Origin of the sequence: Pseudomonas sp. MD330_10 (assembly GCF_042610415.1) — a bacterium.
Taxonomy (GTDB): domain Bacteria; phylum Pseudomonadota; class Gammaproteobacteria; order Pseudomonadales; family Pseudomonadaceae; genus Aquipseudomonas; species Aquipseudomonas rhodesiae.
This window is the reverse complement of the sequence record NZ_JBHGZU010000004.1, coordinates 146,664-173,612: the sequence shown is the minus strand read 5'-3', so window position 1 is coordinate 173,612 and position 26,949 is coordinate 146,664. Positions and strand designations below refer to the sequence as shown.

Here is a 26,949-nt window from a genome sequence, read left to right as displayed (position 1 = left end):
CGACCATGACCCGTTCATTACGCGTCCTCTATATCGGCCTGTTTCTGGTGCTGCTGTTGGCACTGGGCGCCTGGTCGCTGCGCAGCTTCTTCGGCTTTAGCACCAACGCCGACGCCACTGTGCTCAACGGTCGCTGGACCAAAGCCGTCGAAACCCACTACGACGACGAGTTCCCAATCAAACGCCTGGGCACCAACCTGTGGGCCGCGCTGGACTACAAGCTGTTCAACGAAGGCCGTCCTGGCGTGGTACTGGGCCGCGATCACTGGTTGTACAGCGACGAGGAGTTCAACCCCGCCGTCAACGAAGACCAGAACCTGGAAGGCAACTACGCGCTGGTCGAAGGTGTGCGCCAGAAGCTCAAGGCCCAGGGCATTCAACTGGTGATGGCGATCGTGCCGGCCAAGGTACGCCTGTATCCAGAACACCTGGGTGAAGTGAAGCCGGCCAGCATCCACGCCAACCTGTATCAGGACTTCCACGCCCGTGTCGCCGCCGACAAGATCCCGGCCCCCGACCTGCTTGGCCCGCTGCAACAGGCCAAATTGAGCGGCAAGCAAGTGTTCCTGCGCACCGACACCCACTGGACGCCGGACGGCGCGGAAGTCGCCGCCAAGCAACTGGCCAAGGCGATTGCCGAGCAGACCCCGCTCAGTGGCGAGCCACAGCGCTTTGTCACCGAGGCCGAAAAAACCGAGCCGCATAAAGGCGACCTGCGTCTGTTCCTGCCCTTGGACCCGCTGTTCGAAAACCTGATGCCACCTAAAGAGCCGCTGCAAAAACGCGTCACGCACCTGGCCGAAACCAAAGGCGACGACGCGCTGTTCAGCGACAGCGAAACCCCAGTGGCGCTGGTGGGCACCAGCTACAGCGCCAACCCCAACTGGAACTTCGTCGGCGCCCTCAAGCAAGCCTTGGGCAGCGATGTGATCAGCTATGCCGAAGACGGCCACGGCCCGATCCTGCCGATGCTCAGCTACCTCAAAAGCGACGACTTCAAGAACAGCCCGCCCCAGGTACTGATCTGGGAGTTCCCTGAACGTTATCTGCCGGTCAACAACGAAATCGGTGATGCCGACCCATCGTGGGTTGCGCAACTTAAACAAGCCGGTTCGCGCCAACAAAACATGGCACTCAACACCCTTGAAAAATCCGAGACGCCCGAACGGGCGCAAAACTGAAAGAGAGGTAACTCACATGACTTTCACTACAACTCCTCGTCGTCTCGCCAAGACTCTGGCCATCGCTGCCGGCCTGAGCGTCGTATCGATGTCCGCCTTCGCCGGTGGTGACGCAGCCCTGTACGGCCCGACCGCGCCAAAAGGTTCGAGCTTCGTGCGTGTCTACAACGCCAGCAACCAGGAAGTCAGCGCCACCGTTGGCAACACCAACCTGAGCGAAGTGGCCCCACTGGCCAGCAGCGACTTCAGCTTTATGCCTGGCGGTGACTACAGCGCCAAAGTCGGCAGCCAGACCGTGCCGGTCAAGCTCGCCGCCGATCACTACTACACCCTGGTCAACAGCGGTAGCGGTCAGCCACAGCTGATCGAAGAACCGCCGTTCAAGAACAAGCAGAAATCCCTGGTGCGCGTGCAGAACCTCAGCGACAAGGCCCTGACCCTGAAAACCGCCGATGGCAAGACCGATGTGGTCAAGTCGGTGGCCGCCAAAGGCCGTGGCGAGCGCGAAATCAACCCGGTGAAGGTGAGCCTGGCGTTGTATGACGGTGACAAGAAAGTCGGCGATGTGAAGCCGGTTGCGTTGGAACGTGGTGAAGCGGCGGTGCTGTATGTAACGGGCTCGGGTTCGAGCCTGTCGCCAGTGTGGGTGAAACGCCCTGTGTCGACCCGCTGATTAGATTCTGAAATTGACGCTAACCCTGTGGGCGCGGGCTTAACCCCCCCACAGGCTTTGACCCAAATCAATTCAAGGAGAAACACCCATGATCCCAGTAATCCTTTCCGGTGGTAGCGGCTCACGTCTTTGGCCGCTTTCCCGTAAACAGTTCCCCAAGCAATTCCTGGCCCTGACCGGCGAGCACACGCTGTTCCAGCAAACCCTGGAACGCCTGGTGTTCGAAGGCATGGACTCCCCGATCGTGGTCTGCAACAAGGACCACCGCTTTATCGTCAACGAGCAACTGGCCGCGCGTAAGCTCGAATGCCAGCGCATCCTGATGGAACCGTTTGGCCGCAACACCGCACCGGCCGTGGCCCTGACCGCGATGATGCTGGTCAACGAAGGCCGCGACGAGCTGATGCTGGTGCTGCCCGCCGACCACGTGATCGACGATCAGAAAGCCCTGCAGCGTGCCCTGGCCCTGGCCACCGTAGCCGCCGAGCGTGGCGAGATGGTGCTGTTCGGAGTGCCGGCCACCCGCCCGGAAACCGGCTATGGCTACATCAAGTCCACCAACGATTCGCTGCTGCCCGAAGGCGTGAGCCGCGTGCAACAGTTCGTGGAAAAACCCGATGAAAAACGCGCCGTCGAGTTCGTCAAAAGCGGCGGTTACTTCTGGAACAGCGGCATGTTCCTGTTCCGTGCCAGCCGGTTCCTGGAAGAGCTGAAAAAACACGATCCGGACATCTACGACACCTGCGTACTGACTCTGGAACGCAGCGAGCAGACCGCCGACACCGTGTCCTTCGACGACGCGACATTCGCCTGCTGCCCGGACAACTCCATCGACTACGCCGTGATGGAAAAAACCCAACGCGCCTGCGTAGTGCCGCTGAGCGCCGGTTGGAGCGACGTGGGTTGCTGGGCATCGTTGTGGGCGGTCAACGACAAAGACGCCAACGGCAACGTGAGCAAAGGCGACGTGGTGATCCAGGACAGCCGCAACTGCATGGTGCACGGCAACGGCAAACTGGTGTCGGTGATCGGCCTGGACAATATCGTGGTGGTGGAAACCAAGGACGCGATGATGATTGCCCACAAGGACAAGGTCCAGGGCGTCAAGCAGATGGTCAACACCCTCAACGAACAGGGCCGCAGCGAAACCCAGAACCACTGCGAAGTGTATCGTCCGTGGGGCTCCTACGATTCGGTGGACATGGGCGGCCGCTTCCAGGTCAAGCACATCTCGGTCAAGCCGGGCGCGTGCCTGTCGCTGCAAATGCACCACCACCGCGCCGAACACTGGATCGTGGTCAGCGGCACCGCCGAAGTGACCTGTGACGAGAACGTGTTCCTGCTCACCGAAAACCAGTCCACCTACATCCCGATCGCTTCGGTGCATCGCCTGCGCAACCCAGGCAAGATCCCGTTGGAGATCATTGAAGTGCAATCGGGCAGCTACCTGGGCGAAGACGACATCGAACGCTTCGAAGACATCTACGGCCGCTCGACGCCGATCGAACGTGGCGTGTCGGTGAAAACTATCGCGCAGTAAAACAGTCGTACAAGAAGCCCTCGCCCAACCCATTGCGTCCCCTATCCGCAGTGGGTTGGGTGGGGGCTTTTTTTTGGATTTTCGCTGGCTGTGAGGGCCCTATCGGGGGCAAGCCCCCTCCCACCTTTGATCTGTGAATACATTCCAGTGTGGGTGCGGGCTTTTTTTGGATTTTCGCTGGCTGTGAGGGCCCTATCGGGGGCAAGCCCCCTTCCACCTTTGATCTGTGAATACATACCAGTGTGGGTGCGGGCTTTTTTTGGATTTTCGCTGGCTGTGAGGGCCCTATCGGGGGCAAGCCTCCTCCCACCTTTGATCTGTGAATACATACCAGTGTGGGTGCGGGCTTTTTTTGGATTTTCGCTGGCTGTGTGGGGCCTATCGGGGGCAAGCCCCCTACTGCCTTTGATCTGTGAATACATTCCAATGTGGGAGGGGGCTTGCCCCCGATAGGGCCCGCAAGGCCACCACAGCACTCAAGCTACCCAATCCCACCTACGCTTAAGTTAGGATGCTGGTTCCAAATTCGAGGTGGTCTCCATGTTCTTCGGCATTCTCCTGATCATCACCTGGCTGATCCTGCTGCTGCGCTACCCGGCCAAAGCGCTGCCGGTGTCCCTCGCGGCCTTGGCGGGCCTGGGTTGCGTGGCCGTTTGGGTGGTGTGGCTGGACAACCGCGAAGCCTCACAATTGGCGCGCCTGGAACTGCGCATTACCTACGCGCCGCAGGACTGCCCAGCCGATCGGCCACTGAAGCTGACCCTGAACAACGGCAACGACGTGCCACTCACCGAACTGCGCTGGCGCGTCGCGGCCTACGCACCGGGCGACACCGTTAACCTGGCCGACAACGTCTACGCCGCCCCGCGCTATCGCGGCCCCGGCGAATTGCAGGCCGGCGCCACTTGGGACGATTGCCTGCCCACCCCACCGCTACGCCCCGGCTACCGTCCGCAAACCCTGGAATTTCGTGCCGAGCACCTGCAAGGCAGCTTCGCGGACTGATAAAGGACTGCTCCATGCCCAACGTATTGATCACCGGTTGCTCCAGCGGTATCGGCCGCGCCCTGGCCGCAGCGTTCAAAGCTGCCGGCTATGACGTGCTGGCCAGCGCTCGCCGCAAGGATGATGTGATTGCCCTCAACCAGGCCGGCTTTCATGCCGTGCAGTTGGACGTCAACGATGCCACCGCGCTGAAAGCCCTGGCCGCACACCTGGGCGAGCTGGACGTGCTAATCAATAATGCCGGCTACGGCGCCATGGGCCCGCTGCTCGACGGCGGCACCGAGGCCATGCAGCGCCAGTTCGAAACCAACGTGTTTTCCCTCGTCGGCGTAACCCAGGCGCTGTTCCCGGCCTTGCGCAAACGCAAGGGTTTGGTGGTGAATATCGGCAGCGTCTCCGGCGTGCTGGTCACGCCGTTCGCCGGTGCTTACTGCGCATCCAAGGCCGCCGTACATGCTTTGAGCGATGCCCTGCGCATGGAACTGGCGCCCTTTGACGTGCGCGTCATGGAGGTCCAACCCGGGGCTATCGACACCCACTTCGCCAAAAACGCCGGCGCCCAAGCCGAACTGCTGATCAACGAACAATCGCCCTGGTGGCCGTTGCGCGACGGCATTCGTGCGCGCAGCCAGGCGTCCCAGGACAAACCGACACCCGCAACCGTGTTCGCGGCCGATGTGCTCAAGGCGGTGCAACAATCGCAACCGCCGCGCCTGTTGCGCTCGGGCAATGGCAGCCGGGCGTTGCCGCTGTTGGCGACGTGGTTGCCCAAAGGATTATTGGAAACCGTGTTGAAAAAACGCTTTGGTTTAAATGGGAGTTTGTAAATGATCGACTACAGCGATTTCTTTGAAGAAGTGACCCAGACCCACATCGAGATCGAACAATGGTTTGCCGGCGTTGCGCCCGACGCAACCTTGGAAAACCTGCTTGCGCGCTTCTCTCCGGATTTCAGCATGATCGCCCCCGCCACCGGCGCACGGGTGAATGCGGCCGGCGTCAAGGCGCTGTTCACCCGCCTGGGCGGCATGCGCCCTGGCTTGAAAATCACCTTGAGCGAAATGACCGGGGTTGACCGCCACGCGCGCGGCGCCACGGTGACCTATCGCGAACATCAAGTGGACGACAGCGGCACGCAAACCGACCGCCGCGCCACCGTGGTGTTCGAGAAACAGGCCAGTGGTGCGCTGTTGTGGCGGCATTTGCATGAGACCTTCATCAAGGCATAACACAGTCAAATGTGGGAGGGGGATTGCCCCCCACATTTCAATTCTGCGTTTGGTCGACGATCACGGTGCATGTGATCCCCGCCGCCAACAGCACGCCTTTCGGCACTTCATCGATATGAATCCGCACCGGCACCCGCTGGGCCAGGCGTACCCAGTTGAAGGTCGGGTTTACATCAGCGATCAATTCACGGCTTTCGGGGTTGTCGCGGTCGTAGATGCCGCGGGAGATGCTTTCCACATGGCCCTTTAACGTCTCGCCGCTCATCAGTTGCATATCGGCTTTGTCACCAACTTTCACATGGGGCAACTTGGTTTCTTCGAAGAAGCCGTAGACCCAGAACGAGTGCATATCCACCACGGCCATCTTGGGCTCGCCGATGCGTGCGTAGTCGCCGCGATGGACGTTGAGGTTAGTGACGTAGCCGTCCACGGCCGCCACGACCTGAGTGCGTTTCAGGTTGAGTTCGGCTGCTTCCAGCTGGGCCTGCGCATGTTGGTAATCGGCCAGGGCCGAGTCGGCAATGTTGCTGGCGTCGTCGCGGTTTTCCTTGGAGATGACCAGAGCGTCCAGATCGGCGCGGCGGTGGGCGTTGACCTTGCGCATTTCCCAGGTGGCTTTGCGCGAGGCGACCAGCGCCTGGGCCTGTTTGACCGCGATGCGATAGTGCTCCGGGTCGATCTGCATCAGCAGGTCGCCCTTTTTTACCAACTGGTTGTCGCGCACCGGCACGTCGACCACTTCACCGGTGACGTCGGCGGCGACATTGATGATGTCGGCGCGCACGCGGCCATCGCGGGTCCACGGGGTTTGCATGTAGTGCACCCACAATGTGTGGCCAATCCAGATCGCCAGGGCCAGTACCAGCAAGGTGGCAAGCAGGCTGAAAAACTTTTTCATCAGTGCATTCTCAACGGTAGACGCTCAGCGCCAGGGCGCCGAACAGGCAAACGAACAGGCTCAGGCGCAGCAACGCCGGATGCCAGAAAAACCGGTACAGGTCGAAGCCGGCCAGGAAGCGATCCAGGCCCCACGCCAGCACTGCGGCAATCAGGAACATCAGGGTCATGGTCGGCATATAAATGCCGTGGAACGCGATTTCACGGGGCATGCGGGGCTCCTTTGAGGGCCGCCAAGGGTGATTGCGGGTCCAGCAATGAGGTGCGGATAAAGTGCAGGTAGCTTTTCACCCGACGCAGGGCCGAGGTATCGAAGTGCGGGGCGAAGGGTTCGTCGGTGGCCTGCACGCGGCTGATCGCATGGTCGACCGCGACCAGCCCGCGCTCCAGGTTGCTCGCGCTGGGTTGCAGAAACAGCCGCACCAGCGAGCGCCCCATCACGCGGATCGCCTGGCGCCACGGCTGGGATTCGGCGTACGCCGGGTGCACCGGCAGGATCGCCTGTTCCTTGCGCAACTCGATGATCGCGTGGCCGACCTCCAGCACCACAAACATCCAGCGCAGCAAGTTGCGCTGCACTTGCGGCTGGCCGACGGCGAGGCCATAAGCCTGGTGCAACAGGTCGCGGGTACGGCTCTCGAAACTGGAGGCCAAGCCCTTGAGCTTGCCGCTGATGGCATACACCACCTGTTCGCGCAGGTCCTGCTCCAGGCGGCGCCACAACCAGCGGCTGTTGGGCGGCAGGATGATCGCCCCCGCCGCTGCACACACCAGCATGCCGATGATCATGGCGATGTAGTCGTTGATAAAGGTGTAAGGGTTGTAGACCGTGAGGTTGTCCGGCACCGAGCCGGTGCTGAAGAAGATCAGCAGGCCCACGCCGACACCCGCGTATTGCGGGCGTGAGGCGAGGAATGCGCCCAGGATGATCACCGGTGCGAGCATCACGCACAGCAACGGGAAGCCATCGATCCAGGGGAACACGAAGAACATTTCGACAAAGCCCACCAGGGCACCGATCAAGGTACCGCAGGCCATCTGGAACGCCATGCGCTTGGGATTGGGCGTGGCGGCGGACAGGCCGACGGTGGCCGCTGCGATCATCGTCATCGTTGCGCCGCTGGGCCAGGCGGTGGCCACCCAGTAGCTGCCCAGCACGATCAGGATGAACGACGCACGAATCCCCGAAGCGGCGCAGGCCAGCCAGTTGGTTTTCGGTGTGTAGGGTTCGTCCCAGTCTTCCCGCGCATGGCTGTGCTCGGCCAGGGAGGCGTGGGTTTGCGCGTAGTTGTGCAGGTCGTCGACAAAGCGGTACAGCAACTCATAGGCGGTGTGAAAATCCAGCTGTTCGGCGTCGCTGGGGTTGCCCTCCTGAAAGCGCGCCCGCAGGCTGCGCACCGTGGCCGGCAAGCTGTCCTTGTAGGCGCTGAGCTGGTTGACCAGCCGCGCAGCATCGGGGCTGGTGAGGGCGCGGCCAGAGAAACCGTCGAGCACTTCGGCGAGGTCTTGCAGGCCCGGTTTGATCGCGGCCACCACATGGTCGGCGGCATCGGTGCGCAGGCGCTCAAGCAACTGGTGCAAGGCGTTGAAGCGGGTGGTGATACTCATGAATTCGCTGTTGAGGCGACTGAGGCGACCGTTGCGCCGACGCATGTGCGGGTCTTCGAACACCGTGATACTGCGCAGCCCCTCCAGGCCCACGGCTTCGGCGATGAAGCGCACGTTGCTGGCCTCGAAGCCGTCGCGCTGGCTGCGCCCGCGCAGGCCATCGGTGACGAACAGCGCGAACACGCCAAAGCGTTGGTAGAGCGCGTTGCGCATGGCGGCGCTGGAGGTCTGCGGCAGGATCGCGGCACTGACCAGGGTCGAGCAGATGATCCCCAAAGAGATCTCCAGCACACGCCAGACTGCCGCCATAAAGGCGCCGTCCGGATGCGCCAGGGCCGGCAGGCCGACCATCGCGGCGGTATACCCGGCCAACACAAACCCATAGGCGCGAAAGTTGCGGTTGCGCGTGGCGCCAGCGGTGCAAATGCCAACCCAGATCGCCAGCGCACCGAGAAACAGCTCGGTGTTCTGCGCAAACAGGGCGATCAACAAGACCATCACCGCCGACCCCGCCAGGGTGCCGAGGAAGCGGTAAAAACTCTTGGCAAACACCTGGCCGCTCTGCGGCTGCATCACGATAAATACCGTGATCATCGCGGTGCGCGGTTGCGGCAGCTCCAGACGCATGGCCAGCCATAGCGTAAGGAACGCCGCGATCAGCACTTTGAAGATGTATACCCAGGTCACGCCGTCACTGCGTGCCCAATCGAAGAAACCACGGCGCCACTCAAGGGAACGCAGCCAGCGCAGCGGTGCAGGCAAGGGAGTCATCGCAACCTACTCAGTGATCGAACGCGGCCAGCGCCGCCGGGGTCTTGCTCGGAACGGTCTTGGCGGGTGCAGGCACGTCGTCGCCGGCACCGAGGCCACCGCCCAGGGCGGTCACCAGTTCGGCATGGGCGCTCAGGCGCGCGGCCTGCACTTGCTGCTCGATCTGTTGCTGGCGAAACAGCAGGGTCTGGGCGTTGAGCACGTTGAGGTAGTCAGTGAGGCCGCGCTGATAGGCGATCATCGCGATGTCGTAGGTTTTCTGCGCCGAGGCCACCGATTGCGCGGCGAAGGTCTGCTGCTTGTCCATGGACTCGCGACGGATCAACTGGTCGCTGATGCCCTTGAGCGCATTGACCAGGGCCTGGTTGTAGCGTGCCACCGCGATGTCATAGCCGGCGCTGGCTTCGCCCAGTTGCGCGCGCAGGCGGCCGCCGTCGAAGATCGGCAGCGTGATGGCCGGGCCGACGCTGTAGTTGAATTTTTTGCCGGCCAAAAATTCCAGCATGCCGCCACCGGTGGCCATATAACCGAGGCTGCCGACGAGATCGACGTTGGGGTAGAAACCGGCATGGGCCACATCAATGCCCCGCGCCTGCGCTGCCACTTGCCAGCGACTGGCAACCACATCCGGGCGTTGGCCAAGCAGTTGCGCGGGGACGCTCGACGGCAACTTGAGCGGCGCGGCCAGGGACAGGCTTGGCCGCCGCAACTGCGCGCCCTGCCCCGGCCCCATGCCCGCCAGCGCCGCCAATTGGTTACGGCTCAGGGCGATGGCTTCATCCAGCTCATCCAGTTGCCGATGGGTTTCCGGCAACGGCGATTCGGCCTGGCTCACGTCCAAATGCGTGCCGATCCCGGCGTTGAGGCGTTTGTTGGCCAGGTCGAGGATCTGCTGTTGCTGGGCCAATGTGGCGGCGACGATATCGCGGTTGGCGTAGTGCAACGACAATTGGATATAGGCGCGTACCACGTTGTTTTGCAGTTCGAGTTGGGCTTGACGCGCTTCGGCGGCGCTCATATGCGCCAGGTCCACCGCGCGCTCGGTGGCGTTGCTTTCGCGACCCCACAGGTCCAGGGCATAGCTCAAGCCCAGGGACGTATTGTTGTCCCAGGTGTTGGCACCGCTCAGCTCGCCAGGGCCGTAGAACTGATCCTTGGGCCAATTGTGACGTTTGAGGGTGGTATCGCTGTTGACCTGCAGCGCTTCGGCCGACTCGGCCAACCCGGCCATGGCCCGCGCCTCACGCACTCGCGCCGCCGCCATGGCCAGGCTTGGGCTGTGCTGCGTGGCGAGGTCGACCCAGTGGTCCAGTTGCGGGTCGCCGTAGGCTTGCCACCACTGCACAGTGGGCCAGTGGGCGTCTTGCGCGGCGCGCTGGATCGCCTCGTCGGTGGCCAGTTGATTGGCATCGAGGGCGTGGCCTTGTGGGGCGATTCCTCCGGTTCCGATGCAGCCGCTGATTGCTAACGATAAAGCCCAAACACTGAGAGTCTTCAGCTCTCTGCTGATGCGACGCGGCACGGCAAGCGAATTCCTGAGATGGGTGAAGCGGGAGAGGTGGCGCAATTCTAGGGCGCGCGGGGGATGTCGATAAGCGGGTATTCCTGTGAATCTTTGTTACCGTTCAGGCGATAATCCATTGGTAGGGATCACCGTACTGCGTAACTTTCTGTCACAATTTGCCATCTCCCTTGAGAAGCCCCTATGGACACTTTGCAAAACATGCGCGCCTTCAGTTGCGTGGCCGAAGCGGGCAGCTTCACCGCCGCCGCCGCCCAACTGGACACCACCACAGCCAACGTCTCGCGCGCGGTCTCCAACCTTGAGGCCCATCTGCAAACCCGCTTGCTCAACCGCACCACCCGTCGCATTGCCCTCACCGAGGCGGGTAAACGCTACCTGCTGCGCTGTGAACAGATCCTCGCTTATGTCGAGGAAGCCGAAGCCGAGGCCAGCGACGCCCACGCCCGTCCCGCAGGGCAACTCAAAGTGCACACCATGACCGGCATCGGCCAGCATTTCGTGATCGATGCCATTGCCCGCTACCGCCGCACGCACCCGGACGTTACCTTCGACCTGACTCTGGCCAACCGCGTGCCGGACCTGCTCGACGAGGGCTACGACGTGTCCATCGTGCTGGCCAGCGAATTGCCGGATTCGGGTTTCGTATCCCAGCGCCTGGGCATTACCTACAGCATCGCCTGCGCTTCGCCGGACTACGTCAAGACCAAAGGTTGCGCACAGCGCCCCCAGGACTTGCTCAACCACGCGTGCCTGCGCCTGGTCAGCCCGGTGATCCAGCTGGACAAATGGACGTTCAATGGCCCCGAAGGCCAGGAAAGCGTGGCGATCAACACCTCGCCGTTCCTGGTGAACTCGGCCGACGCGATGAAAACCGCCATCACCAGCGGCATGGGCGTCGGCCTGCTGCCGGTGTACGCCGCCATCGAAGGCCTGCGTAACGGCACGCTGGTACGGGTCATGCCCAACTACCGCTCCCAAGAGCTGAACCTGTACGCCATCTACCCATCGCGCCAATACCTGGATGCGAAGATCAAGACCTGGGTGGAATACCTGCGCGGCTCGCTGCCGGAGATTCTGGCGGCTCATCAGGCCGAATTGGTGGCGTATGAATTAAGCGGCAGCTTGGGTGGGGTGCGGTTGGCTAATTGATCGCCAACAAACAACCCATTGGGGCTTGTGCTCAGATTGGTTCGGCGGTGTCCTGACAACCGCCGGCAGGAATGTTAGCGTGCTTGGCATTCTTTCGTAGTCGATGAGCCCCGCCTGCCATGAAAAAGACTGTCCTCGCCTTCAGCCGCATCACCGCACCGATGATCGAACGCCTGCAACAGGATTTCGAAGTCATCGCGCCTAACCCCAAGCTGGGGGATATTAATGCGCAGTTCGCTGAAGCCCTGCCCCACGCCCACGGCCTGATCGGCGTGGGTCGCAAGCTGGGCCGCGCGCAGCTCGAAGGCGCGGCCAAGCTGGAGGTGGTATCGAGCGTGTCGGTGGGCTACGACAATTACGATGTGCCGTACCTCACCGAGCGTGGAATCATGCTCACCAACACCCCCGACGTACTGACCGAAAGCACCGCCGACCTGGCCTTCGCCCTGCTGATGAGCAGTGCGCGACGCGTGGCCGAGCTGGACGCCTGGACCAAGGCCGGGCACTGGAAGGCTAGTGTCGGCGCGCCGTTGTTCGGCTGCGATGTGCATGGCAAGACCCTGGGCATCGTCGGCATGGGCAATATCGGCGCGGCGGTCGCGCGGCGCGGGCGTCTGGGTTTCAACATGCCGATCCTGTACAGCGGCAACAGCCGCAAACCGGCGCTGGAACAGGAGCTGGGCGCGCAGTTTCGCAGTCTCGACCAGTTGCTGGCCGAAGCGGATTTCGTCTGCCTGGTGGTGCCGTTGAGCGACAAGACCCGGCACCTGATCAGCACCCGCGAGCTGGGGCTGATGAAGCCCAGCGCCATCCTCGTGAACATTTCCCGCGGCCCGGTGGTGGACGAGCCGGCGCTGATCCATGCCTTGCAGAACCACATCATTCGCGGCGCGGGGCTGGACGTCTACGAACAGGAACCTTTGGCCGAGTCGCCGCTGTTCCAACTGAGCAATGCCGTGACCCTGCCGCACATCGGCTCGGCCACCACCGAAACTCGCGAAGCCATGGCCAACCGCGCCCTGGACAACCTGCGCAGCGCCCTGCTCGGGCAAAGGCCCCAGGACCTGGTGAACCCGCAGGTGTGGAAGGGCTAAAGCCTGGGCCGCGGAGGTCGATAACCTTCCATAGATCGTCCTCCGTGATTCACAGAAGGTTTTTATGCCTACCTCCAAAGCCCGCGCAGACTCACTCTCGCTTCTGCTCTTTACCTTGCGCAGCGGCAAGCTGATGGCCATCAACCTGCTGAAAGTCAGCGAAATCATCCCTTGCCCGCCGCTGACCAAATTGCCGGAGTCCCATCCTCACGTTAAAGGCATCGCCACCCTGCGCGGTTCCTCACTGTCGGTGATCGACCTGAGCCGCGCCCTCGGCGAGATGCCGCTGGAAGATCCGAACGGTGGCTGCCTGATCGTCACCGATGTGAGCCGTTCCAAGCAGGGCCTGCATGTGCAGGCGGTGAGCAAGATCGTGCACTGCCTGACCACCGATATCCGCCCGCCGCCCTACGGCTCAGGCGGCAACCGCGCGTTTATCACCGGGGTGACCCAGGTGGAAGGCGGCCTGGTGCAGGTGCTCGACATCGAAAAAGTGATCCACGGCATTGCCCCCGCGCCGATTGAAACCGCACCCACCGACCTGACCATGGAAGAAGCCGAAGTGCTTGGCCATGCGCGGATTCTGGTGGTGGATGACAGCCAAGTGGCGTTGCAGCAGTCGGTGCACACCCTGCGCAACCTCGGCCTGACCTGCCACACCGCGCGCAGTGCCAAGGAAGCCATCGACGTACTGCTTGAACTGCAAGGCACCGGCGAAGAGATCAACGTGGTGGTATCGGACATCGAGATGTCCGAAATGGACGGTTACGCCCTGACCCGCACTCTGCGCGAAACCCCGGACTTCCAGCACCTCTATGTGCTGCTGCACACCTCCCTGGACAGCGCCATGAACAGCGAAAAAGCACGCCTGGCCGGGGCTAACGCGGTGCTGACCAAGTTTTCCTCCCCAGAACTGACCAAGTGCCTGGTGGTCGCCGCTCAGACCGTAGCGCAACAAGGCCGCTGATCGATGGTTGAGTATTTCCAACTGCTACGCCGCCCGCTCGGCGGCAGCCTGCCCGCCCCGCAGTGGCCGGCCGGTACGCAGCTGGATCATTACCGAGAAGAACTGGCGCCGGCGATTCATGCGGTTCTGCGCATGACCCAGGACCAAGGCGGCGGCCGCGTGCCCGACCTACCCACCTGGCAGGCTCAGTTCACCACCGATGCCGAGTTCGACCCCACCCTGTGTCTGGTGGCCAGCAACCCGTCGGGCGTTCTCGGCGTGGCGCAATGCTGGACCAGCGCGTTTATCAAGAACCTCTCCGTGCATCCCTGCGCTCAAGGCCAAGGACTGGGACGGGCGTTGTTGCTGCATGCGTTCCAGGTGTTCAAGCAGCGCGGCGAACCCTACGTGGACCTCAAAGTGCTGGAAAGCAACCTGCGCGCCCGACGGCTGTATGAAAGCGCGGGCATGGGCTTCGTGCTGCGCGACGTGGTTGATCGCGAGTGACTGGCGCATAACTTGCTTCCAGAGTCGCACAACGGCGAACAGAGGTAAAAACCCGTCACCGTTGCCGCGTGCCCTCTGACCTAGCCTGGTAACAGATCCGCCATGAATACCCATTTTTCCTGCGTCGGTTGTGGCAAATGCTGCTCCGACCACCATGTCCCGCTGACCCTCGACGAAGCCCGTATGTGGGCGGCCGACGGCGGAAATGTCATCGTTCTGGTGGAAGGCTTTCTCGGCAACGGCCTGGGCCTGCCCGCCCATCAACGCGAGCATGCCGAACGGCGGTCGGTGGTGGTTCCCAGCGGCACTGCCGAAGCATTTGTGGCCATCACGTTTGCCGCCTATAACGCCGGACGCTGCCGGAATCTTGACGAAGACAACCTATGCCGCATTTATGAACGGCGCCCGCTGGTGTGTCGCATCTACCCGATGGAGATCAACCCGCATATCCCGTTGAACCCTGCCGCCAAAGAATGCCCGCCGGAGTCCTGGGAACAGGGGCCGGCATTGATCGTCGGTGGTCAATTGGTGGATCGGGAATTGGCGCAGTTGATTGAACGCTCCCGTCAGGCCGACCGCGACGACGTGCAGACCAAGGAAGCGGTGTGTGCACTGCTGGGCATTCGCACCACCGCGCTCAAGGGCGATGGGTTCACGGCTTACTTGCCGGACATGGGCGCGTTTGCCCAGGCGATCGAACAGGCGACGCAGCAACCAAAAGTGGCAAGTGACTGGGTGTTTCATGTGTCTGGGCTGGACATCGCCGAACAGGTGCTGGATGCCGGCGCGCAGATTGCGACCGAGGTGCCGGCCAACTACGCGTTTATCCCGTTGCGGGCGGCGTAAGTCGCTGCGCCCCTCGGCTGCTCACATACTAGCCGTCATGCCCGATGGGCGGGGCATCGAGGCGGTAGGGTTGAACGATGCGCTGGTACTCGCCGTTGTGCATAAGCTGCTCAAGGGCGCGGTTGAGTGCTTGGCGCAACGCGGTATCCGGTTTGCGCACCGCAATCGCCACGCCGTCGCCCAATAGCTCGGCGGAAACGGGTGGGCCTAGAAAGTCAAAAGCCTGGCCCTCGGGGGTATCGAGTAAAGCCTCGCGAATTTCCACGGTGCCTTGCAAGGTTGCATCGATATCCCCCGCCACAAGGCTGCGGACCAGTTCGTCATTGAGCCAGAAGCTTTTGACGATCACGCCTTTGGGCGCCCATTTCGAGCGGGCGAAGGCTTCACGGTTACTGCCCAACAGCACGCCGACACGCTTGCCCTTGAGCGAGCGGGCAGAGGGCTGCAAGCCGGAGGTTTTGCGCGCCACCAGGCGGGTGGTAAAGGGATAGAGAAGATCGGTGAAGTTCGCCCAACGTCGCCGTTTGGAAGTGGGGGCGATGCCCATGATTGCGTCAAAGTGGCGTGCATCCAACGCGCTGAAGTCTTCGACCTGCACTTGGTCGACCCAGGTGCAGCGCACATTCAATTGCACGCACAAGGCATTGCCCAACTCGATGTTCAAGCCGACCAGTTGCCCTTGCGGGTTGCGACTCTGGAACGGGGGGAATTGTGCGGCAACGGCGAAACGGATTTCGTCACGCGGTTGATCAGCGGCTGCCACGGCATCCACCGACAGCAACAGGGCAAGCGCTACACACAGGTGTATCAAAGCCACGGGAAACATCCTTTTCCGGAAAGACCAACCTCACCATCCCTGCGCGGTAACCCTGGGGCATGGCAGAAGCTGGCAAGCTTTCTGGAAACGGATGTCATCCTACAAGCAGAAATATCAGCAGTATTTGTAGGCAAACGCCATAACTAACCGACCGACTTTATTCTCAGCGTTTACCCATGGAGCGCCGAGTGCCCGGCGGGGCCATGCCCGGGGTTTTGGTGTGGCCGTTCTTGGCGCCGTTCTTATACCAAGGCTGTGCGGCGTTCTTGGCTCCGGCGAGCTCACCCGGCTTGAAGGGAAACTTGAACGCCGGGATCTCGGCCTTTTCAACGCCTTCGGCGCTGGCCGGATCGGCGAGGTCGGCCGCTTCAACAGGGGATTGTGTCGGGGAATTCATGGAAGCTCCGGAGCATGCAAAAAATGAAGCGAAGCCGGCTTGCGGGCTTCGCTGGCGCGCAGTATACCTGCCCGCCTCGGATCTTTAACCACCGCCTGTACGAATGGTCGGCGTTTGCTGACAGCGCTGTCAGTTAGCAGTCACCTTGCTGACCGGGTTGGCGGGCTATAAAGACGGCCAACCCTTTCACTCCTCTGTCCCGGCGCCTCAGCCCATGCACATTCAGCGAAAAACCGCCCTGATCGCGGTTGTCCTCGTGGTATCCGCGATTGCCCTCTGGGCCGTGACCCGCCCGGCTAAGCCCCGGCTGGCGGCGCCCAGCGCGATCCCGGTACGGGTGGTGAACGTGACGCAGCAGGACGTGCCTCGGTTTGTCAGCGGCATCGGCACGGTGTTGTCGCTGCACAGTGTGGTAGTGCGCCCGCAGGTGGACGGTATTCTCACCCGATTGCTGGTCAAGGAAGGCCAGTGGGTCAAGGCCGGCGACCTGCTGGCTACCCTGGATGACCGCTCGATTCGCGCCAGCCTCGACCAGGCCAGGGCGCAGTTGGGCGAGAGCCAGGCGCAGTTGCAGGTGGCGCTGGTCAACCTCAAGCGCTACAAGGCGTTGAGTGTCGATGACGGCGTATCCAAGCAGACCTATGACCAGCAGCAAGCCCTGGTCAACCAGCTCAAAGCCACCGCCCAGGGCAACCAGGCGGCGATTGATTCGGCTCAAGTGCAGCTTTCCTACACGCAGATTCGTTCGCCGGTCAGTGGCCGAGTCGGTATTCGCACGGTGGATGAAGGCAACTTCTTGCGCAGCAGCGATGCCCTGGGCCTGTTTTCCGTGACGCAGATCGACCCGATCGCTGTGGAATTTTCCCTGCCGCAGCAGATGCTGCCGACCCTGCAAGGCCTGATCGCCGCGCCGGAAAAAGCCAGTGTCGACGCCTATCTGGGCGCCGACACCGACGGCCAGACTGGCGATTTACTGGGCCGTGGCCACCTGAGCCTGATCGACAACCAGATCAACTCCACCACCGGCACCCTGCGCGCCAAGGCCGAGTTCAGTAACCCCGCCCAGCGCCTGTGGCCGGGGCAACTGGTGACCATCAAAATCCAGACCGCCCTCGACAAAAATGCCCTGGTAGTGCCGCCGACCGTGGTGCAGCGCGGCCTGGATTCACACTTTGTGTACCGGGTCAACGGTGACAAGGTCGAGGTGGTGCCGGTGCAGGTCACCTATCAGAACAGCGACCTCAGCCTGATCCAGGGTGTGCAGGCCGGGGATGTGCTGGTCAGCGATGGTCAGTCGCGGCTCAAGGCCGGCGCCCGGGTCGAGGTGCTCAAAGAGCCGCCCCAGGTGATCCAAACCGTCGACGCCACGGTGCAGCCATGAACGGCAGCCGCTCTCCGTCGGCCTGGTGTGTCGACCATCCGGTCGCCACCTTGCTGCTGACCTTCGCCCTGGTACTGCTCGGGCTGATTGCCTTCCCGCGCCTGGCTATCGCGCCACTGCCGGAGGCGGAATTTCCGACAATTCAGGTCAGCGCCCAGTTGCCCGGCGCCAGCCCCGACACCATGGCCTCGTCCGTGGCCACGCCGTTGGAAGTGCAATTCAGCGCGATCCCCGGCGTGACCCAGATGACCTCCAGCAGCGCCTTGGGCTCCACCCTGCTGACCCTGCAATTTACCCTCGACAAAAGCATCGACACTGCCGCCCAGGAAGTGCAGGCCGCGATCAACACCGCGTCCGGCAAGCTGCCCAGCGATATGCCGAGCTTGCCGACCTGGAAGAAGGTCAACCCGGCGGACAGCCCGGTGCTGATCCTCAGCGTCAGCTCCGACAGCATGCCCAGCACCGAACTGAGCGACTACGTGGAAACCCTCCTGGCCCGACAGATCAGCCAGATCGACGGCGTCGGCCAAATCAACATCACCGGTCAGCAACGTCCTGCGATCCGCGTGCAAGCCTCCCCCGACAAACTCGCGGCCATCGGCCTGACCCTCGCCGATATCCGCCTGGCCATCCAGCAGTCGAGCCTGAACCTGGCCAAGGGCGCGATCTACGGCGATAACAGCGTATCGACCCTGTCGACCAACGATCAGTTGTTTCATCCCGAGGACTACGCACGGTTGATCGTGTCCTACAAGGACGGCGCGCCGGTGCAATTGCGCGATATCGCCAAGGTCATCAATGGTTCGGAAAACGCCTACGTGCAGGCCTGGTCCGGGGATACACCCGGGGTAAACCTGGTGATCTCACGCCAGCCCGGCGCGAATATCGTCGAGACCGTGGACCGCATCCAGGCGCAGTTGCCGCGCCTGCAAGCCATGCTGCCAGCGTCGGTGCAGGTCAGTGTGCTGAGCGACCGCACCAAGACCATCCGCGCCTCGCTGCATGAAGTGGAAGTGACCTTGCTGATCGCGGTCCTGCTGGTGGTGGCGGTGATGGCGTTGTTCCTGCGCCAACTGTCGGCCACGCTGATTGTGTCCAGCGTGCTCGGCGTGTCGTTGATCGCCAGTTTTGCCCTGATGTACCTGATGGGCTTCAGCCTGAACAACCTGACCCTGGTGGCCATCGTGATCGCCGTGGGCTTTGTGGTGGACGATGCCATCGTGGTGGTGGAAAACATCCACCGCCATTTGGAGGCCGGCCTCGATCAACGCGCGGCGGCGATCAAGGGTGCCGGCGAGATCGGCTTTACGGTGGTGTCCATCAGTTTTTCGCTGGTGGCGGCGTTTATCCCGCTGCTGTTCATGGGCGGCGTGGTCGGACGCCTGTTCAAGGAGTTCGCGCTCACTGCCACCTCGACCATCCTGATTTCGGTGGTGGTGTCCCTGACCCTGGCACCGACCCTGGCCGCGTTATTCATGCGCGCGCCCAGTCATCACGCCCATGCCAAACCCGGTTTCAGCGAGCGCCTGCTGGCCGGCTATGCGCGTAACCTGCGAAGGGCCCTGGCTCATCAGCGCAGCATGCTGGCGATCTTCGGGGTGACTCTCGCGTTGGCCGTGGTCGGTTACGTGTTTATTCCCAAAGGGTTCTTCCCGGTGCAGGACACCGGCTTCGTGCTCGGCACCAGCGAGGCGGCGGCCGATGTGTCGTTCCCGGACATGGTCGCCAAGCACAAAGCACTGGCCGAGATCATCAAGGACGACCCGGCGGTGCAGGCGTTTTCCCATGCAGTTGGGGTGACCGGCAGCAACCAGACCATCGCCAACGGCCGGTTCTGGATCGCCTTGAAAGATCGCGGGTCGCGTGATGTATCGGCCAGCCAGTTTATCGACCGCGTCCGCGCGAAACTGGCCAAGGTGCCGGGCATCGTGCTGTACCTGCGCGCCGGCCAGGACATCAACCTCAGCTCCGGCCCCAGCCGCGCCCAATATCAATATGTGCTCAAGAGCAACGACGGCCCGACGCTCAACACCTGGACCCAGCGCCTCACCGAAAAACTGCGCGCCAACCCGGCCTTTCGCGATCTGTCCAATGACCTGCAACTGGGCGGCAGCATCACCCACATCAGCATCGATCGGCAGGCCGCCGCGCGGTTCGGTCTGACCGCCACCGATGTGGATCAAGCACTGTATGACGCCTTCGGCCAGCGCCAGATCAACGAATTCCAGACGGAGATCAATCAATACCAAGTGGTGCTGGAGCTGGACCGCCAACAACGCGGCAAGGCCGAGAGCCTGAACTACTTTTACCTGCGCTCGCCGCTGACCAACGAGATGGTGCCGCTATCGGCCTTGGCCAAGGTCGACCCACCGACCGTGGGGCCGTTGTCCATCAGCCATGACGGTATGTTCCCGGCCGCCAACCTGTCCTTCAACCTGGCACCCGGTGTGGCGCTGGGGGATGCGGTGATCATGCTCGACCAGGCCAAGGCCGAGATCGGCATGCCCAGCACCCTCATCGGCACCTTCCAGGGCGCGGCCCAGGCGTTCCAAAGTTCACTGGCCAGCCAGCCATGGCTGATCCTCGCGGCGCTGGTGGCGGTGTACATCATCCTGGGGGTGCTGTACGAAAGCTTCGTGCATCCGCTGACGATCATCTCGACCCTGCCTTCGGCGGGCCTCGGCGCGCTGATCATGCTGACCTTGATGGGCCAGGACTTTTCGATCATGGCGTTGATCGGCCTGGTGCTGCTGATCGGCATCGTGAAAAAGAACGGCATCCTGATGATCGACTTCGCCCTGGAGGCTCAGCGCGTGCGCGGGCTGGCGCCCCAGGAAGCGATTTATGAAGCCTGCGTCACGCGGTTCCGGCCGATCATCATGACCACCCTCGCCGCCCTGCTCGGCGCGGTGCCGCTGATGCTCGGTGCCGGGCCAGGTGCGGAGCTGCGCCAACCGCTGGGTATCGCAGTGGTCGGCGGGCTGCTGGTGAGCCAGGCGCTGACCCTGTTCACCACGCCGGTCATATACTTGTACCTCGAAAAAATTTTCCATCGGCCCACACCAGCGCCCGCGCTGGCGACCACAGAATGAGGCGGGGTCATGCGCGTCCTGATTATCGAAGATGAAGAGAAAACCGCGGACTACCTGCATCGCGGTCTGACGGAGCAAGGCTACACCGTGGATGTCGCGCGCGACGGCGTCGAGGGCTTGCACCTGGCCCTGGAGAATGATTACGCAGTGATTGTGCTCGACGTGATGCTGCCCGGCCTCGATGGCTTTGGTGTGCTGCGCGCCTTGCGTGCTCGCAAGCAGACCCCGGTGATCATGCTCACCGCCCGCGAGCGCGTGGAAGACCGCATCCGTGGCCTGCGCGAAGGCGCCGACGATTACTTGGGCAAACCGTTTTCGTTTCTCGAACTGGTGGCACGCCTGCAAGCCTTGACGCGTCGCAGCGGCGGGCATGAGCCGGTGCAGGTGACGGTCGCCGACCTGTGGATCGACCTGATCAGCCGCAAGGCCAGTCGCAACGGCGTGCGCCTGGACCTCACCGCCAAAGAGTTCTCGCTGCTCAGTGTATTGGCGCGCCGCCAGGGCGAGATCCTGTCCAAGACCGCCATCGCGGAGATGGTCTGGGACATCAATTTCGACAGCGATGCCAACGTGGTCGAGGTGGCGATCAAGCGTCTGCGCGCCAAGCTCGACGGCCCGTTCGAACACAAACTGCTGCACACCATCCGTGGCATGGGCTATGTGCTGGAGAACCGCAGTGCCGGCTAATTCCATTGCGCTGCGCCTGAGCGGCATGTTCACCCTGGTTGCGGCGCTGATCTTCCTGTTGATCGGCGGTGCGCTGTACCAACAAGTGGATCGCGGCCTGGGCCTGTTGCCGGGGGCCGAATTGGACGCGCGCTACAGCGTGCTCGAATCCTCGGTGAACCGCTTCGGCACGCCGGACCACTGGGCCAAGATCACCAACAAACTCAAGCTGCTGAGCGAAGAAGACAAGCGCATTCACTTCTGGGTAGTCAGCAACGACCCGGCCTACGAATACGGCAATCCCGACGCGCAGATCCGCGCCTTCGCCGCCGGCCCCACCGGTAAGCGCGACCTGCATCTGCCCGGCCATCGCTACCCGCTTAAAGTGCTGGTCAGCCAGTTCCCGGCCAAGGACCAGCGCCCGCCGCTGCGCTTTATGATCGCCGTCGACACCGAAAACTTTCGCGCCACCCAGCATCAGTTGCTGGTGGCGTTGGTCAGCCTGGCGCTGGTGGGCGTGTTGCTGGCGGCGTTGCTGGGGTTCTGGGTCTCGCGCATTGGCCTCAAGCCGTTGGGCAAACTCTCGGAAGAAGCGCAGAAACTGGCACCGCCCAAGCTCTCCGGGCGCCTGCAGTTATCGCCGTTGCCGCCGGAACTCAGTCAGTTCGTCAACTCGTTCAATGCCACCCTCGACCGCGTGGAACAGGCATATTCGCGCCTGGAATCGTTCAATGCCGACGTGGCCCACGAACTGCGCTCGCCGCTGACCAACCTGATCGGCCAGACCCAGGTGGCCCTCACACGCGGACGCTCGGCCGAGCATTATCTGGAGGTGTTGCAATCGAACCTGGAAGAGTTGGAACGCCTGCGCTCGATCGTCAATGACATGTTGTTCCTGGCCAGCGCCGATCAGGGCACCAAGGCCACCAAACTGGTTGAAAGCTCACTGGCCGACGAGGTGGCAACCACCCTCGATTACTTGGACTTCATCCTCGAAGACGCCCAGGTGCAAGTGCGGGTCCACGGCGACGCCCAGGTACAGATCGAAAAAGCCCACCTGCGCCGTGCGCTGATCAACTTGTTGAGTAACGCCGTGCAACACACCGCGCCAGGTCAGGTGATCGACGTAGCTATCGAGGTGCAGGCGCAGCAGGTGGCAATCGCCGTGACCAACCCGGGCGAAACAATCGCCAGTGAACACCTGCCACGGTTGTTCGAGCGCTTCTATCGGGTCGACGCCTCGCGGCGTAACAGCGGGGCGAATCACGGGTTGGGGCTGGCCATCGTCAAAGCGATTGCGCTGATGCACGGCGGGGATGTGTTTGTGCGCAGCGACACCGGTGGCAATACTTTCGGCATCACCCTACCGCTCTAAGTGCGTGACTGTTGCGGTTTGGGCAACAGTTATTATCTTGTTACACTCTGTTTCGCAGTGCTCGCCTGCGTTAATTTGACGCATCGATGAGCGCGACGGCAAAGACAGCTGACCCGCTTACCCGAATTTCCCTCGACTTATTTCCAGGGCTCTACGCTGGGAATCTGTCTTAAAGCCGCTGACCTTCAGCGGCTTTTTTTTGCCGTCAAAAAGGCCGGGCATCCCCCACGACACCGGCCGTTTACGATTGACCCAAAGGAGCTTTACTGGTGAAGAACTCACTGACGTTCACCCCGTTATTTCTCGCGATTGCAGCAACGATTATCCCCCTAGCCCACGCAGCAGACAGCCTCCCCGCCGACGGTTTCGTCGAAGGTTCACACCTTAGAATCGACACCCGTAATTACTATATGAACCGCGACCGTCGCGACATCCACACCGACGACAGCAAGGAATGGGGCCAGGGTTTTATCGGCACCTTCGAATCGGGCTACACCCAGGGCACCGTCGGTTTCGGCCTGGACGCTCACGCCATGCTGGGCCTCAAGCTCGACGGCGGTGGTGGCACCGATGGTTCCAGCATCCTTCCCTATGGCAGCGACAGCGGCAGCGGCAAGGCCCCCGGTTCGTTCTCCACGGCCGGCGGCACCCTGAAAATGCGCGCCTTCGACACCGAACTCAAAGCCGGTGACCTGTTCCTCAATAACCCGGTGATTGCCGGTGGCATGACCCGCATGCTGCCGCAGACTTTCCGTGGCGTTAGCCTGAGCAACCATAGCCTGGACGGCTGGATGTTCGAGGGCGGCCAAGCCAGCTTCACCAAGCTCTACAACCAGAGCGGCCATCGGCGCATCGGCGCCAGCTACGGCGCCTTGCCCGATAACCGCAGCAGTCAACACCTGGATTGGGCCGGCGTGTCGTTCAGCGGTGTGCCGGGGGTGACCAGCAATCTCTATGCATCCGAACTCAAGGACGTCTGGCACCAGTACTACTACGACCTGGACTACACCTACGCCCTCAACGACCTGGTCACCCTCAACCCGGGCCTGCACTACTACCACACCCAGGACACCGGCCAATCCCTGTTGGGGGATATCGACAACAACACCTGGAGCCTGCATTTGACCGTGGGCGTAGGCAACCATAGCGTGACCGCCGCCTACCAGCGGGTTAACGGCAATACGCCGTTTGACTACATCACCCAGGGCGACAGCGTGTACCTGGATAACTCCCAGCAATACTCGGACTTCAACGGCCCGAATGAACGCTCGTGGAAGCTCAAGTACGCCTATGATTTTGTCGGCCTCGGTATGCCCGGCCTGACCACGGCGGTGTCCTACATCAGCGGCAAGACCGACTTGACCCAGGTCGACCCGCAAAGCCGTGGCTACAGCGCCTGGTACAGCGCCGACGGTAAGGGCGCCAAGCACTGGGAGCGGGATATCGATTTGAAGTATGTGGTGCAAGGCGGCCAGGCCAAGGATCTGGCCGTGCGCCTGCAATGGGCGACCCACCGTGGCAGCAACGGCTACTCGGCAGTAGACCGCGATGTGGATGAATACCGGGTGATCGTCGACTATCCGATTGATGTGTTCTGAGGCACCTTTCTTTCTTTGGTAACCGAGTATCCAATCTTCATCGGGTAGAACTAAACTGCCAGCATCCTTACCGCTGAAGTTCTGCCCGATGAGTCCACGCCGTGCTCGCCACCCTTCCGCACACCCGCAATTGTTGCTCCTTCTGGGCAGCGGCCTCACCGTCGTCCTGATCGTCATTATCGTCGCGGCGTTATTGATCCGCGAACACACCAGCACGCTACAGGCTGCCAAGCGCTCGTCCACCAATATCGCCCAGCTGATCAACGCCGATGTACTGCGCAACGTCGAGCTGTACGACCTGGCCCTCAAGGGGCTGATAGCCGCCAGGCAGCGCGAGGACCTGGCCAAGGTCGACGCCACTATCCAACACCTGGTGCAATTCGATTTATCCACCGCCGCGCCCTTTAAAGGCGAGGTGCTGATGCTGGATGCCAATGGCGCGGTGATCGCGGATTCCTCGACCCTGCGGCCCACCCCGCGCAACTTCGCTGATCGCGATTATTTCCAGGTGCATCTGAAGGACCCGCAGGCCGGTTTGTATATCAGCCGGGCCTTCCAGATCCGTTGCGACTGCGACCAAGTGTGGCGCATAGCATTCAGTCGGCGCGTATCGGGGCCCAATGGCGAGTTCGCCGGCGTTGCAGTGGCGACCATGCGCCTGGCGTATTTCGATCAATTGTTCAGCACCCTGGCCATCGGCAACGGTAGCAGCGTCAACCTACTCAATACCCACGGCATCCTGCTGGCCCAACAGCCGCTGCTCGAAAGCGACATGATTAACAAGGATTTGAGCGAGCGACCGAACTTCAAGCGCATGTTGCGCGAAGGCAATGGCAGCTTCCAGGCAACCTCGACCATCACCGGCAAGGACCGGCTGTACACCTTCACTACCGTGGGCACACTGCCACTGATCGTAGTGGTGGCGCTGTCTCGCGAGGATGTGTTCGCCCCCTGGAAACGCGCCGCACTGCTGACCAGCGGCGCGACCGGCATTCTGTGCATCGGGTTGTTGTGGCTGGCCTGGATGCTGCGTCGCGAGCTGCGACGTCGCTATCGCGCCGAACGGGTGCTGTCAGAACTGGCAGCCACGGATGCCCTGACCGGACTGGCCAACCGTCGCATCCTCGACGAGCGCCTGCGCCAGGAATGGGATCGCGCCCAGCGCTCGACCGAGCCACTGACCCTGCTGATGATCGACGTGGATCACTTCAAGGCGTTCAACGACCGCCACGGTCATAGCGGCGGCGACGAGGCCCTGCGCACCGTGGCCCAAGTGATCGCCGGCAATATACGCCGCCCCGCCGACCTCGCCGCCCGCTATGGCGGCGAGGAATTCGCGGTGGTGCTGCCCCATACTGATGCCGCAGGCGCCATGGTCATCGCCGAGCACATCCGCAGCAGCGTCGAACACTTGCCACGGGTGGCGGGTAGCGAGCGGCCGATCACCGTGAGCATCGGCGTGAGCACCTGGGATAAACGCAACCGCCAATCCCTGGAAGCGCTGCTGCTCAGTGCGGACCAGGCGTTGTATGAGGCCAAGCACAGTGGGCGCAATTGCATCGTGGATGCCGGTGCACCGCCAACCGAGGCCCACACCCCACAGGAATAAAAAAAGGCCACCCGAAGGCAGCCTTTAAAAACTAAAGAAAGAGAGTTGTTACTTACACCGCCGCAACGGGACGCATGTAAGAGATCGGTGCGGTGCTGGCATCTTCGAAGGTCACGACTTCCCAAGCGTCTGTCTGCTCAATCAACTTGCGCAGCAGCTGGTTGTTAAGGGCGTGGCCCGACTTGAAGCCTTTGAACTCGCCTATCAGGCTATTGCCCAGCAGGTAGAGGTCACCGATTGCATCGAGGATCTTGTGCTTCACGAATTCGTCTTCATAGCGAAGGCCGTCTTCGTTCAGTACACCATCCGCGTCGACCACAATGGCGTTTTCAACGCTGCCGCCGAGTGCGAGGTTGTGCTTGCGCAGGTACTCGATGTCACTCATGAAACCAAAGGTACGGGCGCGGCTGACTTCTTTTACAAACGAAGTGCTGGAAAAATCCACGCTTGCACTTTGGGTGCGGTCACGGAATACCGGGTGATCGAAATCGATCTCAAAGCTCACTTTAAAGCCTTCGAACGGAACGAAGGTGGCGCGCTTGTCGCCGTCTTCTACTGTCACTTCCCGCAGAATGCGAATGAACTTCTTAGCTGCGTCCTGTTCTTCCAGGCCGGCAGATTGAATCAAGAATACGAAGGGTCCAGCGCTGCCATCCATGATCGGGACTTCGGACGCGGAGAGCTCGACGTAGGCGTTATCGATGCCCAAACCGGCCATGGCCGAGAGCAAGTGCTCCACCGTGTCCACTTTGACGTCACCATTGACCAATGTGGTCGACATAGTGGTTTCGCCAACGTTTTCCGCGCGAGCAGGAATCTGCACCACAGGGTCCAGGTCGGCACGCACAAACACGATGCCGGTGTCGACAGGTGCAGGCTTGAGGGTCAGGTAGACCTTTTCCCCGGAGTGCAGACCTACACCTGTGGCACGAATAATATTCTTCAGGGTGCGTTGTTTAATCATGGCTTGGACCGCTTCAGCGCAAATTGCGAACTGGTATCAACAAAGGCTGGCGATAATAGCAGACCAGACCTTTGCTGAA

Annotated in this window: 24 protein-coding genes; 17 read left to right on the top strand and 7 right to left on the bottom strand. The window is 61.9% G+C overall.

Going from position 1 to position 26,949, the window contains the following annotated elements; translation table 11 throughout:
* Positions 1-5 precede the first annotated feature (5 nt).
* From ACFZPT_RS08290 to ACFZPT_RS08265, 6 genes are all read left to right on the top strand, one after another.
* On the top strand, positions 6-1,181 hold the full coding sequence (locus ACFZPT_RS08290) for an alginate O-acetyltransferase (RefSeq protein ID WP_034095991.1): 1,176 nt from the start codon (positions 6-8) through the stop codon (positions 1,179-1,181).
* 16 nt (positions 1,182-1,197) lie between these two features.
* Positions 1,198-1,854: an alginate O-acetyltransferase AlgF gene (locus ACFZPT_RS08285; protein ID WP_034095990.1), complete on the top strand. Its 657-nt coding sequence runs from the start codon at positions 1,198-1,200 to the stop codon at positions 1,852-1,854.
* Between the two features lie 88 nt (positions 1,855-1,942).
* Positions 1,943-3,394 (top strand): mannose-1-phosphate guanylyltransferase/mannose-6-phosphate isomerase, encoded by a 1,452-nt coding sequence (locus ACFZPT_RS08280; RefSeq protein WP_034095989.1) that lies wholly within the window; start codon positions 1,943-1,945, stop codon positions 3,392-3,394.
* 540 nt (positions 3,395-3,934) lie between these two features.
* A complete protein-coding gene (locus ACFZPT_RS08275) occupies positions 3,935-4,399 on the top strand; it encodes a hypothetical protein (RefSeq protein ID WP_034095988.1) in 465 nt (154 codons plus the stop codon).
* Positions 4,400-4,413: 14 nt separating this feature from the next.
* Positions 4,414-5,226: an SDR family oxidoreductase gene (locus ACFZPT_RS08270; protein WP_099312814.1), complete on the top strand. Its 813-nt coding sequence runs from the start codon at positions 4,414-4,416 to the stop codon at positions 5,224-5,226.
* Positions 5,227-5,628 carry a nuclear transport factor 2 family protein gene (locus ACFZPT_RS08265; protein ID WP_047881631.1) on the top strand — a complete coding sequence of 134 codons (402 nt, stop codon included), beginning with the start codon at positions 5,227-5,229 and terminating at the stop codon, positions 5,626-5,628.
* 37 nt (positions 5,629-5,665) lie between these two features.
* Here the strand turns inward: ACFZPT_RS08265 and ACFZPT_RS08260 are convergent, their stop codons facing one another.
* From ACFZPT_RS08260 to ACFZPT_RS08245, 4 genes are read right to left on the bottom strand one after another with little or no spacing between them, the layout of a single operon-like run.
* Positions 5,666-6,526: an HlyD family secretion protein gene (locus ACFZPT_RS08260; protein ID WP_099312815.1), complete on the bottom strand. Its 861-nt coding sequence runs from the start codon at positions 6,524-6,526 to the stop codon at positions 5,666-5,668.
* Between the two features lie 10 nt (positions 6,527-6,536).
* Positions 6,537-6,737 carry a DUF1656 domain-containing protein gene (locus tag ACFZPT_RS08255; protein ID WP_034095984.1) on the bottom strand — a complete coding sequence of 67 codons (201 nt, stop codon included), beginning with the start codon at positions 6,735-6,737 and terminating at the stop codon, positions 6,537-6,539.
* Complete coding sequence (locus ACFZPT_RS08250) at positions 6,727-8,904, bottom strand: FUSC family protein (RefSeq protein ID WP_034095983.1); 2,178 nt, start codon at positions 8,902-8,904, stop codon at positions 6,727-6,729. Before ACFZPT_RS08250 ends, ACFZPT_RS08255 begins: the two co-directional genes overlap by 11 nt.
* Positions 8,905-8,914: 10 nt before the next feature.
* Positions 8,915-10,426, bottom strand: a complete 1,512-nt coding sequence (locus ACFZPT_RS08245; protein WP_099312816.1) for an efflux transporter outer membrane subunit — start codon at positions 10,424-10,426, stop codon at positions 8,915-8,917.
* A 183-nt stretch (positions 10,427-10,609) separates the two neighbouring features.
* On the opposite strand from ACFZPT_RS08245, the gene ACFZPT_RS08240 reads away from it, so the two are divergent.
* The 5 genes from ACFZPT_RS08240 to ACFZPT_RS08220 all read left to right on the top strand — a co-directional run bounded on the left by ACFZPT_RS08240 (position 10,610) and on the right by ACFZPT_RS08220 (position 14,971).
* The gene (locus tag ACFZPT_RS08240) at positions 10,610-11,578 is read left to right on the top strand and encodes a LysR family transcriptional regulator (protein WP_034095981.1); all 969 of its coding nucleotides are present in this window, start codon (positions 10,610-10,612) and stop codon (positions 11,576-11,578) included.
* 119 nt (positions 11,579-11,697) lie between these two features.
* The gene (locus ACFZPT_RS08235; protein WP_034095980.1) at positions 11,698-12,672 is read left to right on the top strand and encodes a D-glycerate dehydrogenase; all 975 of its coding nucleotides are present in this window, start codon (positions 11,698-11,700) and stop codon (positions 12,670-12,672) included.
* A gap of 64 nt (positions 12,673-12,736) precedes the next feature.
* Entirely contained in the window at positions 12,737-13,639 is a 903-nt protein-coding gene (locus tag ACFZPT_RS08230; protein WP_034111821.1) for a chemotaxis protein CheV, read from the top strand.
* A gap of 3 nt (positions 13,640-13,642) precedes the next feature.
* Positions 13,643-14,125 (top strand): N-acetyltransferase, encoded by a 483-nt coding sequence (locus tag ACFZPT_RS08225; protein ID WP_034111819.1) that lies wholly within the window; start codon positions 13,643-13,645, stop codon positions 14,123-14,125.
* A gap of 102 nt (positions 14,126-14,227) precedes the next feature.
* A complete protein-coding gene (locus tag ACFZPT_RS08220) occupies positions 14,228-14,971 on the top strand; it encodes a YkgJ family cysteine cluster protein (RefSeq protein ID WP_034095977.1) in 744 nt (247 codons plus the stop codon).
* A gap of 28 nt (positions 14,972-14,999) precedes the next feature.
* On the opposite strand, the gene ACFZPT_RS08215 is transcribed toward ACFZPT_RS08220, so the two are convergent.
* Both ACFZPT_RS08215 and ACFZPT_RS08210 read right to left on the bottom strand, forming a co-directional pair.
* Positions 15,000-15,788, bottom strand: coding sequence for a transporter substrate-binding domain-containing protein (locus tag ACFZPT_RS08215; protein ID WP_034095976.1), 789 nt, complete (start codon positions 15,786-15,788; stop codon positions 15,000-15,002).
* 163 nt (positions 15,789-15,951) lie between these two features.
* Positions 15,952-16,185, bottom strand: a complete 234-nt coding sequence (locus ACFZPT_RS08210) for a hypothetical protein (RefSeq protein ID WP_034111815.1) — start codon at positions 16,183-16,185, stop codon at positions 15,952-15,954.
* Positions 16,186-16,399: 214 nt separating this feature from the next.
* Between ACFZPT_RS08210 and ACFZPT_RS08205 the strand changes: the two genes are divergently transcribed.
* The 6 genes from ACFZPT_RS08205 to ACFZPT_RS08180 all read left to right on the top strand — a co-directional run bounded on the left by ACFZPT_RS08205 (position 16,400) and on the right by ACFZPT_RS08180 (position 25,906).
* Positions 16,400-17,566 (top strand): efflux RND transporter periplasmic adaptor subunit, encoded by a 1,167-nt coding sequence (locus ACFZPT_RS08205; RefSeq protein ID WP_047881634.1) that lies wholly within the window; start codon positions 16,400-16,402, stop codon positions 17,564-17,566.
* Entirely contained in the window at positions 17,563-20,658 is a 3,096-nt protein-coding gene (locus tag ACFZPT_RS08200) for a multidrug efflux RND transporter permease subunit (RefSeq protein WP_099312817.1), read from the top strand. The genes ACFZPT_RS08205 and ACFZPT_RS08200 overlap by 4 nt, the downstream gene beginning before the upstream one ends.
* 9 nt (positions 20,659-20,667) lie before the next feature.
* Positions 20,668-21,345, top strand: coding sequence for a heavy metal response regulator transcription factor (locus ACFZPT_RS08195; RefSeq protein WP_034095972.1), 678 nt, complete (start codon positions 20,668-20,670; stop codon positions 21,343-21,345).
* Complete coding sequence (locus ACFZPT_RS08190; RefSeq protein WP_034095971.1) at positions 21,335-22,699, top strand: heavy metal sensor histidine kinase; 1,365 nt, start codon at positions 21,335-21,337, stop codon at positions 22,697-22,699. Before ACFZPT_RS08195 ends, ACFZPT_RS08190 begins: the two co-directional genes overlap by 11 nt.
* Before the next feature lie 269 nt (positions 22,700-22,968).
* Complete coding sequence (locus tag ACFZPT_RS08185; RefSeq protein WP_099312818.1) at positions 22,969-24,297, top strand: OprD family porin; 1,329 nt, start codon at positions 22,969-22,971, stop codon at positions 24,295-24,297.
* An 88-nt stretch (positions 24,298-24,385) separates the two neighbouring features.
* Positions 24,386-25,906, top strand: a complete 1,521-nt coding sequence (locus tag ACFZPT_RS08180; protein WP_047881638.1) for a sensor domain-containing diguanylate cyclase — start codon at positions 24,386-24,388, stop codon at positions 25,904-25,906.
* Positions 25,907-25,958: 52 nt separating this feature from the next.
* On the opposite strand, the gene lpxC is transcribed toward ACFZPT_RS08180, so the two are convergent.
* Positions 25,959-26,870, bottom strand: a complete 912-nt coding sequence (lpxC, locus tag ACFZPT_RS08175; RefSeq protein WP_003171886.1) for a UDP-3-O-acyl-N-acetylglucosamine deacetylase — start codon at positions 26,868-26,870, stop codon at positions 25,959-25,961.
* Between the last annotated feature and the right edge of the window lie 79 nt (positions 26,871-26,949).